Source organism: Gilliamella sp. ESL0232, from assembly GCF_013346885.1.
GTDB classification, from domain to species: Bacteria; Pseudomonadota; Gammaproteobacteria; order Enterobacterales; family Orbaceae; genus Gilliamella; species Gilliamella bombi.
Genome location: NZ_JAAEDW010000006.1, coordinates 157264 through 174307 on the forward strand (window position 1 = coordinate 157264; position 17044 = coordinate 174307).

The 17044-nt window shown below is 35.6% G+C and carries 13 protein-coding genes; 3 read left to right on the forward strand and 10 right to left on the reverse strand.

The window, feature by feature from the left end:
- Window positions 1-32 precede the first annotated feature (32 nt).
- The 3 genes from recJ to xerD form a co-directional block, all read right to left on the reverse strand.
- Entirely contained in the window at window positions 33-1769 is a 1737-nt protein-coding gene (gene recJ / locus GYW75_RS08065) for a single-stranded-DNA-specific exonuclease RecJ (RefSeq protein WP_174798974.1), read from the reverse strand.
- Between the two features lie 82 nt (window positions 1770-1851).
- Window positions 1852-2550, reverse strand: coding sequence for a bifunctional protein-disulfide isomerase/oxidoreductase DsbC (gene dsbC / locus GYW75_RS08070; RefSeq protein ID WP_085165939.1), 699 nt, complete (start codon window positions 2548-2550; stop codon window positions 1852-1854).
- A 25-nt stretch (window positions 2551-2575) separates the two neighbouring features.
- The gene (gene xerD, locus GYW75_RS08075; protein ID WP_085165938.1) at window positions 2576-3490 is read right to left on the reverse strand and encodes a site-specific tyrosine recombinase XerD; all 915 of its coding nucleotides are present in this window, start codon (window positions 3488-3490) and stop codon (window positions 2576-2578) included.
- Between the two features lie 340 nt (window positions 3491-3830).
- Here xerD and GYW75_RS08080 point away from each other — a divergent pair, with 340 nt between their 5' ends.
- On the forward strand, window positions 3831-4400 hold the full coding sequence (locus GYW75_RS08080) for a Pr6Pr family membrane protein (RefSeq protein WP_238786440.1): 570 nt from the start codon (window positions 3831-3833) through the stop codon (window positions 4398-4400).
- Complete coding sequence (grxB, locus tag GYW75_RS08085) at window positions 4397-5047, forward strand: glutaredoxin 2 (protein WP_174798976.1); 651 nt, start codon at window positions 4397-4399, stop codon at window positions 5045-5047. Before GYW75_RS08080 ends, grxB begins: the two co-directional genes overlap by 4 nt.
- Before the next feature lie 115 nt (window positions 5048-5162).
- On the opposite strand, the gene GYW75_RS08090 is transcribed toward grxB, so the two are convergent.
- Window positions 5163-6203, reverse strand: a complete 1041-nt coding sequence (locus GYW75_RS08090) for a tagatose 1,6-diphosphate aldolase (protein ID WP_065560449.1) — start codon at window positions 6201-6203, stop codon at window positions 5163-5165.
- Between the two features lie 239 nt (window positions 6204-6442).
- On the opposite strand from GYW75_RS08090, the gene GYW75_RS08095 reads away from it, so the two are divergent.
- Complete coding sequence (locus GYW75_RS08095) at window positions 6443-7759, forward strand: MFS transporter (RefSeq protein ID WP_202983946.1); 1317 nt, start codon at window positions 6443-6445, stop codon at window positions 7757-7759.
- Window positions 7760-8122: 363 nt separating this feature from the next.
- On the opposite strand, the gene GYW75_RS08100 is transcribed toward GYW75_RS08095, so the two are convergent.
- From GYW75_RS08100 to GYW75_RS08125, 6 genes are read right to left on the reverse strand one after another with little or no spacing between them, the layout of a single operon-like run.
- Window positions 8123-8299: a hypothetical protein gene (locus GYW75_RS08100; RefSeq protein ID WP_174798978.1), complete on the reverse strand. Its 177-nt coding sequence runs from the start codon at window positions 8297-8299 to the stop codon at window positions 8123-8125.
- A gap of 27 nt (window positions 8300-8326) precedes the next feature.
- On the reverse strand, window positions 8327-9154 hold the full coding sequence (locus GYW75_RS08105; protein ID WP_174798979.1) for a DUF6708 domain-containing protein: 828 nt from the start codon (window positions 9152-9154) through the stop codon (window positions 8327-8329).
- Window positions 9155-9170: 16 nt separating this feature from the next.
- Complete coding sequence (locus tag GYW75_RS08110) at window positions 9171-13190, reverse strand: toxin VasX (protein WP_174798980.1); 4020 nt, start codon at window positions 13188-13190, stop codon at window positions 9171-9173.
- Between the two features lie 22 nt (window positions 13191-13212).
- Window positions 13213-14142, reverse strand: coding sequence for a hypothetical protein (locus GYW75_RS08115; protein WP_174798981.1), 930 nt, complete (start codon window positions 14140-14142; stop codon window positions 13213-13215).
- Between the two features lie 2 nt (window positions 14143-14144).
- Window positions 14145-14483, reverse strand: a complete 339-nt coding sequence (locus tag GYW75_RS08120; RefSeq protein WP_342366991.1) for a DUF2345 domain-containing protein — start codon at window positions 14481-14483, stop codon at window positions 14145-14147.
- Between the two features lie 9 nt (window positions 14484-14492).
- Entirely contained in the window at window positions 14493-16598 is a 2106-nt protein-coding gene (locus tag GYW75_RS08125; protein ID WP_174798983.1) for a type VI secretion system Vgr family protein, read from the reverse strand.
- Between the last annotated feature and the right edge of the window lie 446 nt (window positions 16599-17044).

The following is a 17044-nucleotide window of genomic DNA, read 5'->3' on the forward strand; positions in this document are numbered from 1 at the left end:
GCAACCTTGTAATTATAATCGATTCTGATTGTTTATGCGAGAGACCATAGATGTTTAACCATTAATAATGGAGCTTGGTTACCACGAAATTCATCTACATCTAAATGGTAAACTATTTTCACATTTTTTATCGATTGATCAGGCCATAGTTGTCTATTTACATTAAAAAAGACCCCTTCAATAAGTGGACCACCGTTTTGGGGTTCTAGTACTAGTTTTAGGTGTTTGTCTGAAAATAATCGCTGTTGATGAATAATGAATTCACCGTCAAAAATGGGAGTGTAGAATCCTTCTCCCCATGGTCCTGATTCTTTTAATTGTTTGGCGATTTCGTAAGTAAGATCTTGGCTATCTATTTCACCGTCAGTTTCAATAATTGGTTCTAGCAAATCGGGTTCTAAGCGTGCATCTAAAAGTGTTTCAAAATTATTTTTAAAACGTTCTAAATCTTCTTCTCGAATAGTTAACCCAACAGCCATTGCGTGACCTCCAAAACTGATTATTAGATCAGGATTTTTTTGATTTAATTCATCAAGAAGATCGCGTAAATGAACGCCTTTAATTGAACGTCCTGAGCCCTTTAGAAAACCATCTTCTGTTGAAGCGAAAGATATGACTGGTCGATGATATTTATCTTTTAAACGTGAAGATAAGATCCCAATAATGCCTTGATGCCATTCTGGATGATGAAACACGAGTAAATTAGGAATTGTGATATTTTGTTTTTCAATTTCTTGAATAAATGATAAGGCCTCTTTATGCATCATTTGCTCAATTAACTTTCGATCACTATTGAGATTATCCAAATCCATAGCTTTGTTAATTGCTGAATCATAATTATCACAAAGTAGCAATTCAACTCCCAATGACATATTATCCATTCTACCTGCTGCATTTAATCGTGGCGCTATATAAAAAGCTAAATCGGTAGACGTAAGATTAATAGGATCTTTTTTAGATACCTGTAATAAGGCTTTGATGCCCTCACAACAATAGCCAGCTCGTATTCTGTTTATACCCTGATGAACTAAAATACGATTGTTATGATCAAGTCTAACCACGTCAGCAATAGTGCCTAAAGCAACTAGATCTAATAAATTTGCTACATTATATTCAGCTAAATTATTGTCGGAGAACCAATTTTCTTGCCGTAATTTTGCTCGTAAAGCCAGCATAAAGTAAAAAGCTACACCCACCCCAGCTAAATGCTTAGATGGAAATGTACAATTAGGTAAATTAGGATTGACTATGGCGTCGGCATTAGGTAGTAGCTCAGGGCATAAATGGTGATCAGTAATAATGACTGACAATCCTGATTGCTTAGCAAAATCGACAGCTTCAATAGCAGATATTCCGTTGTCAACGGTAATAATAAGTTGTGCATTTTGTAAAATGGCCTTTTTAACAACCGAAACACTTAATCCATATCCATCATTAAAGCGATCAGGAATGATATAATCAACAAATTGGTACCCCATATTTTTTAAGGCTCTGATGGTTAAAGCAGTACTAGTGGCACCATCAGTATCAAAATCACCAACAATCATGATTTGCTGATTATTTTTCATTACTGAATAAAGAATTTCGACCGCCTTTTTAATACCATCTAGTTTATCGTAATTGCATAGATTGCGTGTGGTGTAATCAAGATCTTGCATGCTAGTAACACCACGCAATGCATAAATCCGTTGTAATAATAACGGAATATCATCAGAAAATTCTGGAAGTACTTCAGGTAATTTGCGATGTTTTAATTTACTTTTTTTCATAATTTATATGCTAGCGCATGTTGCGCTAACATGTGTTTTCATTTTAATTTACATTTTAGTAACAATAACTACTAATTTTTATTTAGTTTTTGTGATCAAGAAATTCAATTAGTTTATCTGCAGGCACGTAACCTGAAACAAGTTGGCCGTTAGGTAAGACAATTGCAGGTGTGCCACCAATCCCTAACTTTTTACCGACGTTAAATTGTTGTGTTACATAAGGTATCATGCTGCTTGCTGGCGAAATTGTATTACCTTTGTATGCATTGTCAAATGCAGCTTTGCGATCAGCCATGCTCCAAATAGATTGCATGTTTTTGCCAACATCACTGTTAGCACCTGCACGAGGAAATGCAAAATAGTGAACTGAAATACCCGCTTCTAAATACTTATCAATATTTTCATGTAGTAGTTTACAGTAATGGCAAGTATAATCAGTAAATACTGAAATGATGTATTTTTCATTTTTAGCTTTATAAATAATGGCATCTTTTTCAATTGATTTTATTAGGCTAAGATTGATGCTGTTAGCAATGTTTTCTGGTTCATCACCTTGTAAATCAAAAATAGAGCCTTGAATTAAGTATTTACCATCTTTACTAACGTATACAATACCTTCTGGCGTGCTAACGCTTTTAAAATCTTTAATTGGACTATCAAAAATTTTTGATTCTTTGCTATCGTAACCGAATTTATCTAAAGATTTTGCAATTTCATTATTACTTGCTAATACTGAACTTGAAATTAACGCTAAGCCTAAACATATAACTAATTTTTTCATTCAATTATCCTTATTTTTGTCAATCCTATGCTCGAGGATGATGTTTACTATGTAACTGTTTTAACCTTTCTGTTGCAACATGTGTATAAATTTGTGTAGTTGATAAACTGCTATGCCCAAGCAACATTTGAACGACGCGCAAATCTGCTCCGTGATTAAGAAGATGTGTCGCAAAAGCATGTCGAAGCACATGAGGAGAAAGTGCATCAATATTTATACCGATTAGTATGGCATAATATTTAATTCGATGCCAGAAAGTCTGTCGTGTCATTTTTTTTCCTAATCGACTTGGAAAAAGCACATCAATAGGTCCATTTTTTAAAAGATCATTTCTTGCATATTTAAAATAATATTCAAGCCAATAAATTGCTTCTTCTCCAAGTGGGACTAAGCGCTCTTTATTACCTTTACCAATTACTCTTACTACACCTTGACGTAAGCTAACATCGCTAATTTCTAAATTTACTAATTCAGATACGCGTAAACCGGTGGCATAAAGTACTTCCAACATCGCTTTATCCCTAAGTTCAATGGGATCTTCTATGCTTGGCGACTCTAGTAGCGCATCGACTTGCGATTCAGTTAAGTCTTTAGGTAATTTTTTAGGAAGTTTGGGGGATGATAATACTGCAGAAGGGTCATCAGTGCGATAATTTTCTTGATATAAATACTGAAAAAAACGTTTAGTTGCACTAAGCAAACGTGCTGAACTACTTGCTTTATACCCATCTTCTACTCGTTGCATTAAAAAGTTTTGTAAATTAAGTGTTTGAGTTGTTAGGAATGTGACATTTTGTTGTTGTAAAGATTGACTTAATGCTAACAAATCAAGTTTATAAGAAGCAATGGTATTTTCAGCTAAGTTCCTTTCTAGCCACAATGAATCTAGAAAACGGTCTATTAACATTTTATTTTGGGCAGGTGTATCTTGGCTAGACATCAAAATTATCTCTACATTACGTTTATTCTTTATATTATATACTAGCTGTCAATAAGTTGCAGTTTTAGTCAATAAGTTACTTTTTATAACAGCTGTAAAAGTTTATATCGTGGGATCTTATATTTATATAACTCTTTATTAAAAATAATTTTTATACTTAAACACTATCTTTCCTGAAACTTTTTTACAGTTATTCTTCAATAAACTGATTGAGTACATTATATTTTTTTATTTTTCATTAATTGTTATATACTGGGATTCTATATATTTTTTGTACTATATTATGGTTAAGCGAAGTATTAATCTCTTTATAGCACTGTTTGCTATCGCAATTATTGCTATGGAAACTTATATTTATTGGCATACAAAGTTTCGCCCTTGGCAACCAAGTTCTTCTATAGGCCGATTAATTTATTATTATAGCTTTTTTACGGTGTTATCAAATTTGATGCTGGCATTAAGTTGTTTGTGGTTATCTGTTAACCCTAATTGTAATCGATATAGTTTTAAAGTTATTCGCTTAAATGGTTTGGCTGGTGTGATTATAACGGCTATTGTGTATAATTTAGTGTTAAGAGGTATCCATACCCCGCCTAATGCATTAATGAAAATCACTAACGAAAGTTTACATGCTGTTATACCTGCTTTGGGTTTATTAAGTTGGCTGATTTGGGGGCCATTTAGACGCATCAACGTTCATGTCATTATAGGATCAATATTATCAATGCTAGCTTATGGCATTTATATTTTTGTCCGAGGTTATTATACTAATCAATATCCATACCCTTTTATTAATGTTGTACGAATCGGTTATCCCAAAGCTTTGTATGCTTCAAGTATTGTTTTTTTATTATTTTTGGGGTTAGTTTTTTTATTATGGGCGATTGAACGCTTAAGGAAGCGAAAATGAAACTGTATATTTATGAGCATTGTCCTTTTTGTGTTAGGGCTAGAATGATTTTTGGTCTAAAAAATATACCGGTTGAAAAACAGGTATTATTGAGTGATGATTTTCAATCACCAGAGCGTATGATTGGTGAAAAAATGGTGCCTATTTTACAAAAAGATGATGGTAGCTATATGCCTGAAAGTTTAGACATTGTTGATTATGTTGATAACAATTATGGCGATAAACCCATTTTAACAGGTCCTAGATCGTCAGATATCACAGATTTAATAAAACAGTTGCAACAATATGATTATAAGTTAGTGTGTCCACGTTATATAAAACTAGGTTTAGCTGAGTTTGCGACACAAAGTGCTATCGATTCTTTTGTTAATAGTAAATCAAAAAAAATGGGATCGTTTGATGAATGTTTGATGCAAACGGATTCATTAGTGTCTGCCGTATCTGCTATATTAAATAAACTTGAGTTATTGATTGTGTCACCAGATGCATGTAATGGACAATTATCTTTAGATGATATCTGTTTGTTTCCAGTTTTACGGAATTTGACGTGTGTTAAAAGCTTAACTTTTTCATCTAAAATTAAGGATTACCTACAATCAATGGCTAAACTTAGTAAAGTTGATCTATTTTTTGATAAAGCTATTTAACAATTAAAAATACAGATCTTGCTATTTTTGTTTGATATTAAATCATAATTCTAAAACGTAGGGTAAAAAAGAACAGGAAAAATAGGAATAAACCTGTTCTTTTTTGTTTTAGCAATTAATTACCTAATTTAACATCAATCACTTCAATATTATCTTTACCACCATAGATATCGTACCAAGGTGTTGCATATTGTTTTAATATCTTATTGAGATGTTCAACATTTTCACGACCAGTTTGATCTAGCCAAAGTTTTAAACCTTCTTTGCCTCCATTAGCATAGGCCGCAACACCTTCAAACCATGTTGCTCTACCTCCAAGGATGCCGCTATATTTAGCGCCATTTTCACCGGCAAAAATAAGTTCTTGGTGGAAGGTTTTTGTTGGTACGCCAGCACTTAAATAGATAAAAGGGCGGGTTGCGACTTCACTTGCTTGTTTAAAATAGTCAGCAGCTTGTTTTTGTGTGTAAACAACTACATTGTTGTCGTTAAAGCCTTCTACATTTTTAAACAATACGGGAACTTCGACTTTTAAAATATCAATATAATACTGTTCTTTAGTAAACTCTTTTATCGTGTTGATGACTTTTTGAGGTTTGATTTTTGCAAATTCAGGACTTTTATCATCGGTTATCACATTGTCATATACAATCGGTTCAACAAATACAGGAATATCAGCAGCTCTAGCTTCATTGCCTAAACGTTCTAAAAATGCGTGTTTTTTATCTAAAATATCTTGAGGATCATCTGGATTATAATAAACCAATACTTTTGCGGCATCGGCACCTTTTTTTATTAGGCGTTGTAATGAATCCTCAGGCAAAATATCGGGTAATCGTCCTGGAGTACTAGCATCATATCCTGTTTTTTCGTATGACATGATTAATCCAGCATTGCTATTTTTAGCTGCCATGCCTTTAAAACCATATTCTTCATCTAACAATATTGCACTAACATATTTAGTTAATTCTTGAGAGACAAGTTCTTTAAATTCATACACCATATCGATATGATAACGATCTTTCCCCACAGCAGATTCCATCATTTTAACCATTGAACCGCGTTGATCGATCGCTAATGCTGCAATAATACCATCTTGGTTTGATAACTGCTGCATACGTGTAAATTTACCACGAGAAATACATTTTTTCGCCATTTTATAGCTCTCCGTTTAGTAAGATGTGTTATTGTAGTTTTTTTGTTTGGTTGTTTATTAATCATTTGTGCTAGTTTTAACGATATGCATAATTTTAATAAATTCAATTGTTATGTAGTGGCATTATGATTGAGCTAAATTATTACTTGATTCGTTATCTTCTTTTAAAAGAGCAAGTGTTAGAGTATAGTAGCTAAAAATATTAAAATGTTTGTAAACAATAATTTACAAGGATGAACATGCACAAAGTACTCCATACACCAACAAGAACTTTAAATGCTCAGGATTATAAAACGTTGTCGCTTTCTGCATTAGGTGGAGCATTAGAATTTTATGATTTTATTATTTTTGTCTTTTTTTCTATAACCATTAGTCACCTTTTTTTTCCGAATGATATGCCTGATTGGCTGAGCCAAGTACAGACCTTTGGTATTTTTGCTGCTGGATATTTAATACGCCCATTGGGTGGAATCGTTATGGCCCACTTTGGCGATCGATTTGGTCGCAAAAGGATGTTCACGCTAAGTATACTGCTTATGGCATTACCAACACTATTTATAGGTTGTTTACCTACGTATATTAATATTGGTATTTTTGCACCTTTATTGTTACTGTTTATGCGATTATGTCAAGGCCTAGCTGTAGGAGGAGAAGTTCCTGGCGCTTGGACTTTTGTATCTGAGCATGTACCGAAAAATAAAATTGGATTGGCATGTGGAATATTGACAAGCGGATTGAGCCTAGGTATTTTGCTTGGTTCGTTAGTTTCAACGGCCATGAATAAGTGCTTATCTTCGGAACAACTTATTGATTGGGGATGGCGCATACCATTTATAGTTGGCGGTGTTTTCGGATTGATTGCGATGTATTTACGTCGTTGGTTAAAAGAAACACCAATTTTTCTGGAAATGCAAAATCGTAAACAACAAGAATTAGCTAAAAAAATACCAGTACTCACTGTATTGACGGGGTATTTGCCTCAAACTATTTTATCTATGCTACTCACTTGGGTGTTGTCTGCTGGTATTATGGTTATTATGCTAATGACACCAATTTTATTACAAAAGCAATTTGGTTATTCAGCGATAGATGCGTTGCAAGGAAATATATTAGCTATCATTGGACTAATTATAAGTTGTACATTTTATGGAATGATGATGGATAAATTTGCTATGGGGAAAGTGATGTTAATAGGTTGTGTTATTGCAACTATTGTTATTGCTATTTTTTATCTATCATTAGATAACCCACATCTTTTATTTATTACTTATTCTTTAGCAGGTTTTAGTGTTGGTGTTGTAGGCTCTTTTGCTTATTTTATGGTGAGAGTGTTTCCTACCCAAATTCGTTATAGTGGTGTATCATTTTCATTTAACATGGCTTACGCTATTGCGGGCGGATTAACACCTCTGTTGATCTCCTTTTTGAGTGATTTTGTTAGCAAAATGGCACCAGCTATTTATGTTATTGGATTATTTGGATTTGGTGCATTGATTGGATTATATTTATTTATTAAGGATAACAGTCAAAAGTATATAGCTAAAGATATTGCATAATAAATGATGACCATAGAATTTTAATTATTATTTAATAATATGTTGAAATGGAAAGTATAAGAATTTATTCTTACTTTCCATTTACCTGACATACCTTATATTCAAACCAGCCAGATTTATTCATTTAAACGATATATCCAACTTATTTTGTTAAAAACTTTCAGGAAAGACTACGTTTTAGTATGGCTTATTAAATAATCAACACTATTAAATAAAATTTTGAAACAACCAAAATTTTTTAAGGGATAAGGTAAACTTATCGCAACTAAGAAAGGATCTAATATAAATAAGATTAAATGCAAAAAACGAACATTCAATGATGATTTTAAACATCAAATGGTCAGTCTTTATCAACATGGTAAATCACGTAGTGAAATCGTTGCAGAATATGATTTGATAGCTACTTACTAGATCATAAGCAAAGGTGCCCGCTACCCATGTTGTGACCGTTAGGTGGCTATCTGACTGGTTAGGATCGGTTTTTTTCACTTCGATTTCTTCAATATCGGTAAAATGGGCTTGCCATAATTCTTTGCCCATTTTTGCCAAACTACAACAGCTTTTGGGCTATTCCGTTATATTGTGCCGTTGTTTGATTTCAGCTAACTCTTCTTGAGATGTGGCATTAAACGCTTCAACCATCCATTCGGGCCAGCCTTGTCCTTTAATAATTTTTTCTTTAAATTGGGTTTCTTGTTCCCATTTATATTTGCCATCGTTTAGACCTGCTAATTTGTTAGCACACATAAAGTTATTGACCCATCCCCAAACAAAATAACTACCTATGCCACCACGTAATGGGTCTAATAATATATGGTCGATTGTTTTATGGGTATGGGGTTTGCACACCATTAATATGGTGGTGTTGAGTGAATATCGTGAAAAATTATGCACCACCACCCCTTGTAAATGGGCCCAGTCATATTCTTTTATGCGTTTTTTATTAGGATGCAAAAAGGTTAGCGGATTGCGTAACACTTTAAAATTAAAAAAATAGCTTTCATTGATATACACTTTACCCGTTTTGCGGTTAAAAATAATGGGGCTTCCTCGGCGTGTAAAAAGGTTTTGATAACATTCTGGAATCATTAAATATAAAACGAGAATAAAACAGATTAAAATAACAACCAAAACATAAAAAACAAATTCAGTTTCAGATGTTATTTTAAATATCATAAGTCCATATGATAAACCAGGTATCACAAAAAACATTGAAATTGACAGAAATAAACTTATACATAAATAAAAAATCTGATCAGATTTTGTTTTACGAATAAAAGCACAGTAGTTATCATTGGCATAGAGCAAGCGATCATCGGCATCGGTTAGAGAGTTACCACCTTTTACTAAATCGCCTATCCAACCAAAAATTTGGGGTTGATATTGTGATGGCATTGTTTTGCTCCTTATTTTAAATTTTACTGTTTTTAGTCACGATTAATGGCACGTCTTCACGGTTATTGTATTGCACAATGATTTGATATTTTACAATATTAAACGCACTTATGGTGCCAGCTATCCATTTATTGATAATAAGCCCATTTTGAACTGGCTTGTCGCTATTGGTTGTCGTTTTATCAGTAAAATGATTAGCCGATGTGGTTAAAGTAAATTCGTCTGGCTCGTCAATTTTACTATAATCGGGTATTGGGAGCCTAGTCAGTATGCCAATATTACGATCATACTTATCAAAATAGGCTTTTTTATCCGTCCAAATAAGATTTAGGTCACCATAGTTTTTGCTGATGGCTAATAACGCTATTTGTTGCGAGGTGATACGGTATTTTAGATCGATATATTTTTCGGGTAGTGGGTCTGGCTCGCTTTTTAGATTTGGGTAATCATTAATAAATAAGCGAATCATGGCGATTGCAGTTTCATTTTGATTGTATTTGGCAAAATCGGGAATATCCAAATAAAAATAGATATGCCGTTGAAATTGATTTGGGGCATCGGGATCAGGTACTCCTGTTGTTGGTGGTGCATGATATAGCGGTTTTAAACGAATAAAGGTTTGAATATTATAGACTATAATCGCATAGTCGTTGAGCGCTAAGCCAAAACCTGCGTGAGTGCTGTATTCATCTTCGTGATAGGCTTGATAGCCTAAATAGTCCAATTCTTCTTGCTTACCAAAGCAGCAACGGTTTAACCAGTGTTGAATAGCAGTATATTTATCGTACTTTTTACTAAACATAATCGCAATTGAACCACCAATCATTAAAATAGCCCCTACAATCACAGTTATCCATGAACCAACTAATGCTATAATTGCACCAAAACCTAATGCAATAGAACCACCGACCCTCATTATGAGATAACTTTTATTCTCCATATTCATCATATCAAACGAACTTTTCAACTCGCCAATTGCTTCTAATACCGTGATTGCCGCTGTTGTTCTGGCAACGGTTTTACTGATTATGGTATTGAGCTTAATTTGCGCTTTGATTGGGCGCACATCTTTACCGGCGTTAATCGCTTCAGCCATTTGCATATTGAGTTTGATATTTTTGTATTGGTTAGTTAAATCGATGCTGGTTAGTACCAGTGACACCAGATCTTTAAGCATTTGCCCTTTTAGATCGGTTTCACCGTTACCTTCTTTCACTTCATCCCATTCTTTAAGCATATCGCTAATGTTTATTAGGGTAAGGGTGCCTAATATACCGCTCACCACAAGATTGATACCAAAAGTTATTTTCCCCTTTTTGACGTTTTGATTAGCGGTTTGTAAGTCTATCTCATTATAGATACGTTCTAATTCATGTTGCGCTATGTCTATTATGCCTCCTGCTTTTGATATTTTTTCGTTTATTTTAGCTTTAGCTCGCTCTAGGGCTTTATCACTGATTTTGCGTAATTTATCAGTGATTGACGCTTTGCCTTGATTGACTTTTTCTATGTTTTCAAGCAGTGTTTTTTGTTTATGGATTAATTTGAAATAATCTTTATACTTTTGCTCCATAAATTGTTTTAAGCTGTATGGGCTTAATGTGCCATTAGTGCCGTTGATAAAGTCAACAAACAAGGCTTTACTGGCTTTATCAGGAAAGCACAGGGTAAATTTCGCTTTTTGCATTTTGCCCGAGTCTGTTTTAATTGGCTTTTCATCAATATCAAAACTTTCTAAAAAGGCAAGCTCGTGCGGATGATAGACACCACGATGATAAAAACCACGATGCATTTGGGTTAATAGATTTTGAATTTTTACGATATTTTCTGGTCTAATCTGCACGTTTATTTCAACCGGTAGTGCCCCTAGTCTGGCAAGTTCATCAAATGCATTAAGCCGCATCCAGTGCGATTTTATCGGTTTAAGTAAGGTGTCTTTAGCCAGTGTTGCCTGTTTTTTGAGTGCCGTGCGGTTAAGTAAACTTTCACTATATTTGGTTGATGCGTGAGTTTGTTGTGTTGAATTAGCAAGGTTTGATAATTCTTTATTTACTGCTTCAAGGCTTTTATTTAATTCCCTATTCTTAGTTTCATAAGCCTTTTTTTCGCGCCTGAGTTTTTCTTGTGCGACAGGATCACTCACTGGAATTTGTTTTTTTTGTTGTTCAAGCTCGTCAATTTTTTGTTTATTTTGTTCAATTTTAGCTTCTAGCTCGGCTTTGTTTTTTTCTAATACACTTTTTTTATCGTTTAGATCTTTATCCCCCTTTTTTTCTGCAATTGTTGTAGAAACTGTACCAATAAACTCCGTTGCTTTTGATAACCAATCCTTTGGTGTTATCAATTCGTTAGTTTTTAAGTCTACATAGACCTTTTCGTCACGATCTATTCCTTTAGAGTTGTTATATTCGGTGATGTAATAGATACTTTCAGGATTACTGAGCAGCTCATCCCATAGGGCACTGTCTTGATCGAGTTTAATTTCGGAATGAGTGGTATCGACTAAAATAGATCCAATTTCTGATGCGTGCGCCAATCGCGTCGTTTCGGTGCTAAAATCAAATTCACGTTGCCAAAAATGATTGGTGTTAACACTTTTGGGTTTGGTTTTGCTAAATTGCGAGACTATGCCTTGTTTACCAAATAACCAACGCAAATAGGTAAAGTAGTCCTGCGACCACTCTTTATGGTAATCAACCACTTCATTATAGGCTGTTTCTAATTTCCCTTTGAAGGTATCAACTTTACCTTGATCTACACAGCTATCAAACTCTTTGAGTTTTTCAGCTTTCATCGATTTTAATTTGCTTATACTTAATGCCTTTTTAGTGATATCATGTGATCTAGCTGTAATAGAATACCCTTCAGGATTATTTTTTATTAAATTTTGATATTCTTGTTCTAAAATTGCTATTTCACGATCAAACGAAGTTACAATCGAAGTTCGGTACTGCTCCATTAGCTGTAAAATTACCCGCTTTTTAAACATTACTGGTTGATAATAATTAAATTGATTTTTCAATACCGGGTTGATCGTCTGGATCATGTTTTTTGCTCGTTGTTCATAGATTTTGGTTGCTTTATCTAAATCGTCAAAACCATCGATTAATTCTTCTGCTAAATTCACTTCTTCTGTAGTTAATGGTTTTTCGTTAAACATATGCAGGTGCGATATCCGTTGGGTGTTAAGTTCTTCGGCGATACCGAAGGTGTCTTCTAGTACTACACCACAAGATATTGGCCTATTGCCCTGATATAGAAGGTTTGCGTGATTGGCAAATTTTTGCCTTTGGCTTTTTAAGCTGGTAAAGGGATGTGCTGATTTGAAATTCTCCAGACCTCGCTCTCCAAAACGAAACTCAAGCACTTTGCTTTTATCATTATCATCATGTTCATGACTATAACCAAAAATATCTTTAAACGGTACCGCTCGTTTGCCCGTTGCCTCAGACGGTGAGTCTTTGAGTTTTTGTATATCAATTTTGGTAAAACGCGATAACACTTGGCTATCTTGTTCTTTTAGGTAATCGTCAAGGGTCTTTTTAGGCCAAGGTTGTGAAGAATAAGCCACCCAAGCTTGCGTAAATTCCTTATTATTAAGATTAATAAACGAGGCTGGAATGGTGTGGCAAGCATCTTTACACGCTTTTGATATGGGTCTTGGCTCGGTATTAGTTAGTTCAAGGAAGTTTTTTAATCTTAGTGCGCCGTCAATGCATTCATACACATGAAGTATTCGGCTCTCAATATCATCACCTTGTTGTTGCATCACATAGACATAACCGTTACGCAAAGTGCGAAGTACATAGTCATAATATTTTAATGCTTCATCTGGCATGCGTTGTTTAAAATCTAATGTTTTAGTATAATTCGCCAGTTCTTGATAAGTCTGGTTAACCTGTTTAATTTTATTGAATTTTGTTTTTATCACGGCTTGACGCAGTAAAAAGACTGGTAATCCTGTTCGTTCACAGGCAAGGCAATGACCTGCTGCTTCATCTTTATTTTCTATGGCGGTGTTTGCTGTTTTTTTCATCTTACACTCTTTAATGCTTGTCTTATTCGTTAATAGAAAGTAATTGGCTTTCAAGGTTAATATTGGCGTCAATAATGTGTTTTGACAATGTGCTCGGCTCTTTTTGCGCTTTGGCAATTTGTTCAAGCACGTTAGGATGCTGAGTAAAAGCGGTTTGGTACCTTAAGCCATTTAATCCCCAAAATAAGATATCGGTAGCTTCAGTTAAACCTAATTGATAAGCTTGCTCAACCAGTTGCGTTGATTGCAAAATGACTTGGTTATGGAGTGGTAAATTTTTTTGCTCATCAAATTGCGTTCGATTATTTGCCCATGCCTTAACAAGGGTTCGAATCATTCTCAGTTTTTTTAAGCGCTGACAATACTGAGTGCTCCAACGGTCTGGCGTTTCAAGTTCACTATCGGCCGTGAAACGAATAAACTGCCCAGCATAAATGGATGGGTAATAATAGTTTTCAATTGGAGCAAATTGCGATTTTAGCCATGCGGTGTCTTGGTTGGTAGCAACTTCGTGCAAAAATTGCATGCGAAACGGTTCAAAGAAAGGATAATAAGGCTGTTGCAATATTTTAGCGATGTTATTACCTATAGTTATCAGCTGTTTTGCCAATATCGACGGTTTAAGGGGGCTAACAATATAAGCGCAAATATAACGCTTTGACCAAAAACATTCGATTTCGGCCTGTTTACCAATTTCATCAAGGATCGGACTGTCTAAAAATTCATTGGGTTCTGCTAGTTTAATTAGTGTTGGGCATATGCTTGGATCATAATCTAAATCGGTACGTAATACCTGAGTGAGTTTATGTTCACCAAATAGTTTGTCTTCACCAAATTGATTCACTAATGAGTCGTGTGACAATGGGTTTATTGAATTAAGTGCCACTAAATTATCGACTAGTAAATAGCGATATTTGTTAAAGTTATTTTGATTATTTAATTCAGTAATCATTTTTAATCCGTTTCTGCGCAGCGTTTTACATTCAGTTCACTTGAATTTAATCTAATTGTTTTAGATTGGGTTGCCGGTCCCATCTTTTGCAATACATTACATTTAAGATAGATATTATCCTGTGTACCCAGTTCGATGCCTTCACTGCTGATTTTGATATAAGAGCCACCGCAGATGAGCGTTATTTCTTTTGCTGCTGTTATCTGCGTTTTGCCATCGACACTATCCACTTTGATATCTTGTTTGGCAGCCATATTAAGGTTAGCATTTTGGGCCTGCACCTCGATATCGCCTTGGTTGGCAAATAGTTTCATCCCTGATTTTTGGGCAAATAAACCAATCGCTTCAGCCTATGATAGGGTGATATTTTTTAAGGCGTTGATATCGGTTTGGTTTTCACTGGTTAAGGTCAGGCTGTTAGCTGTCGATAGTTGGATGTTTTCAGGGCTAGTTAGGGCGATGCCTTCTTGCGCATAGGCTAGTAAGCCACTTTGGGTTAGCTGCGTTAAGTTGGCTTTAAGTTGGTCTTGGCTGTCGGTATCGGCGCTGTGTGCCTCGGACTGGGTGGCGGCATTTTGTAGCGCTTTGGCAATGGAGAGGGCATTTTCAAGTTGGGCAATCGCTGCTTGCATATCGAGCTGTTTGCCTTGCGCTTTAGGCTGGGTTTGGGTGGTTAAATATAAGCCTCTATTGGCGGCAATCGCACCCCATTCATCGGTGCGTAGTTCAAAACCTTCACCGCGGGGTTGTTTTTTTTCGTTAACTAAGTGACCGATATTAAGTTGAGTTTTTCCGTATTCGGTAGCCAGTTTGATATGCTCTTGCCCACGTTTATCATCCATGCGCAGTTTATTATTCGCTGGGGTGCGAATGACATTGCGGTGTTTGTTGATGGTGGTAACAAGGTCGGGGTGAGCACTGTCATGCATTGCATGGGCAATATATGGTCTATCAGGATTGCCTTGCATAAAGGCGATGGCCACTTCAGTGCCGTCAATTAATGGAAAGTGAAAACCATAGGTGTTACCCGCATAAGGTTTAGCTAAACGTACCCATAAGCTTTCCGTGCCACTTTTCCACTCTTTTAAATCAAAGTTAAATTTAACCCGATATCGTCCTTGTGGGTCGATATAACCATAGGTGTCATGGTTGGGACTGGTGACACGGGCAGGTAATGTGCCACTAACTTGTGGCCAGCGGATGGGCGCAGGGCGATAGGGTTTTAAAGCTTGATAAGGAATGGCGGTAAAGGTGAGTTCATAGGCATCAGTGCGATTACCTTGCCCCTGCACACTTAAAATAATCACCCCGTCATTGATATCTGCCAGCGGACTGCCATTGATATTAATCCATTGACCGGGAGCAAGGTTATAGTGGTTACTCTTGCCTTTGAGGATAATTTTCTGGCTAATGGCCTGTTCATGGCGAATACGCGCATACCATTGGCCGCTTTCAATCTGATTATCGTGAGTGTTATTGTCATTATCACGATTATCGTCACTATTTTGCGGGTTTTCTTGTCCGTTGCTATCTAAGCCTTTATAGTGCTCGGCATAACGGTAGTCAGTGCCATAGGTGGTGCTGTCTTTGGGTTGGGTATTAATCTCGCCCTGTAAATCGGCGAGGGCATCACGGTAGTTATAGTCTTGTACCTTGACTGAGGAGACCACCACTTCGCTATGCAAGCTGATATCCCACACACTTTCAACGCCCGTATCTGCCATGCCACTGGGCAGTTTATAGTCAATATCAGCCACCTGCGCATAGCCTTGCTCATAATCACTTAACACCATCACATCACAGTGGTGCTCAGCGTGCATTTCAAAGCGAAACCAGATACCGACATCGGCCAATAAGCGTTGAATAAATTCAAGGTCACTTTCTTGCCACTGCGTAATAAACTCCCGCTCAGGGTAGCTATCTTTTAGCTCTAAACGATAATCAATGCCCGTTAAACCATGACTGCGTAGCACTTCTTCAACCACACTGACCACGCTTTGATTTTGAAATATGGCATTATGTTGCCCCACAGCCAACCGTGCTAAGCACGAGGATAACACCACTTGATAATGGGCTTCATCTTTATTGACCGATAACTGACTAAACTCAGTAATCACCCCATGCAAGGTGCGTTTATTACTCAACGTGGGCAAGTCACTTAATGAGTGGATAGCGGAAGTTAATGGTTTATTGATAACAGGATTAAAGGAGAAGGTCGATTTTTGATTAAGAAAGGAATCAGGCGATAAGGTTTTATCAGTACAGGTAAAAGTAATCACATAACGCCAAGGCTGGTTTAATGACTCATCACCATCAATATGCAAAACCGAAATCGGCGCCCCCAGCCCGTCAACCGTTAAGGTATAGCGATTATGGCTAACCCCACTCAAACCCGCCATTAAATCACTAAACCCGTCACCGAGTTGACTTAAAAGACGATTAAGTTCGTTTGACATTTTTCCTCCTTATTATTCCTAAAATTCATACCCTCTATTTTTGATTATGTTATTGGTTTATCGCGATATCATTGTTTTTATGTTGACTATTTTCAGCCTAAACGATAATTCAAACAGAGTATAAACTATTCTAACGTAAAATTTAACCTTTTTAATCAATGTCTTTGTTTAATATTAATAATTTTAGTTAGTTAAACCAGTATGTGATAGTGGCTTAACCTTTTTATTGAATAAATGATTTAAGCAACGTTATGCTTTATCGATGAAAATTTTTAACTTATTAAATTTAAAATAATTTTATGCTGAAACGGTATAGAATCCTGAATTATTTTTGCAAAAAATATAATCTAAAATATAGGTTTTGTTATTGCCTTTAGCTTGCAGTCTTAATTTATCTTCAATGGATTTTACAATTTTGACCAAACGTTTAATACCATAACAGATGA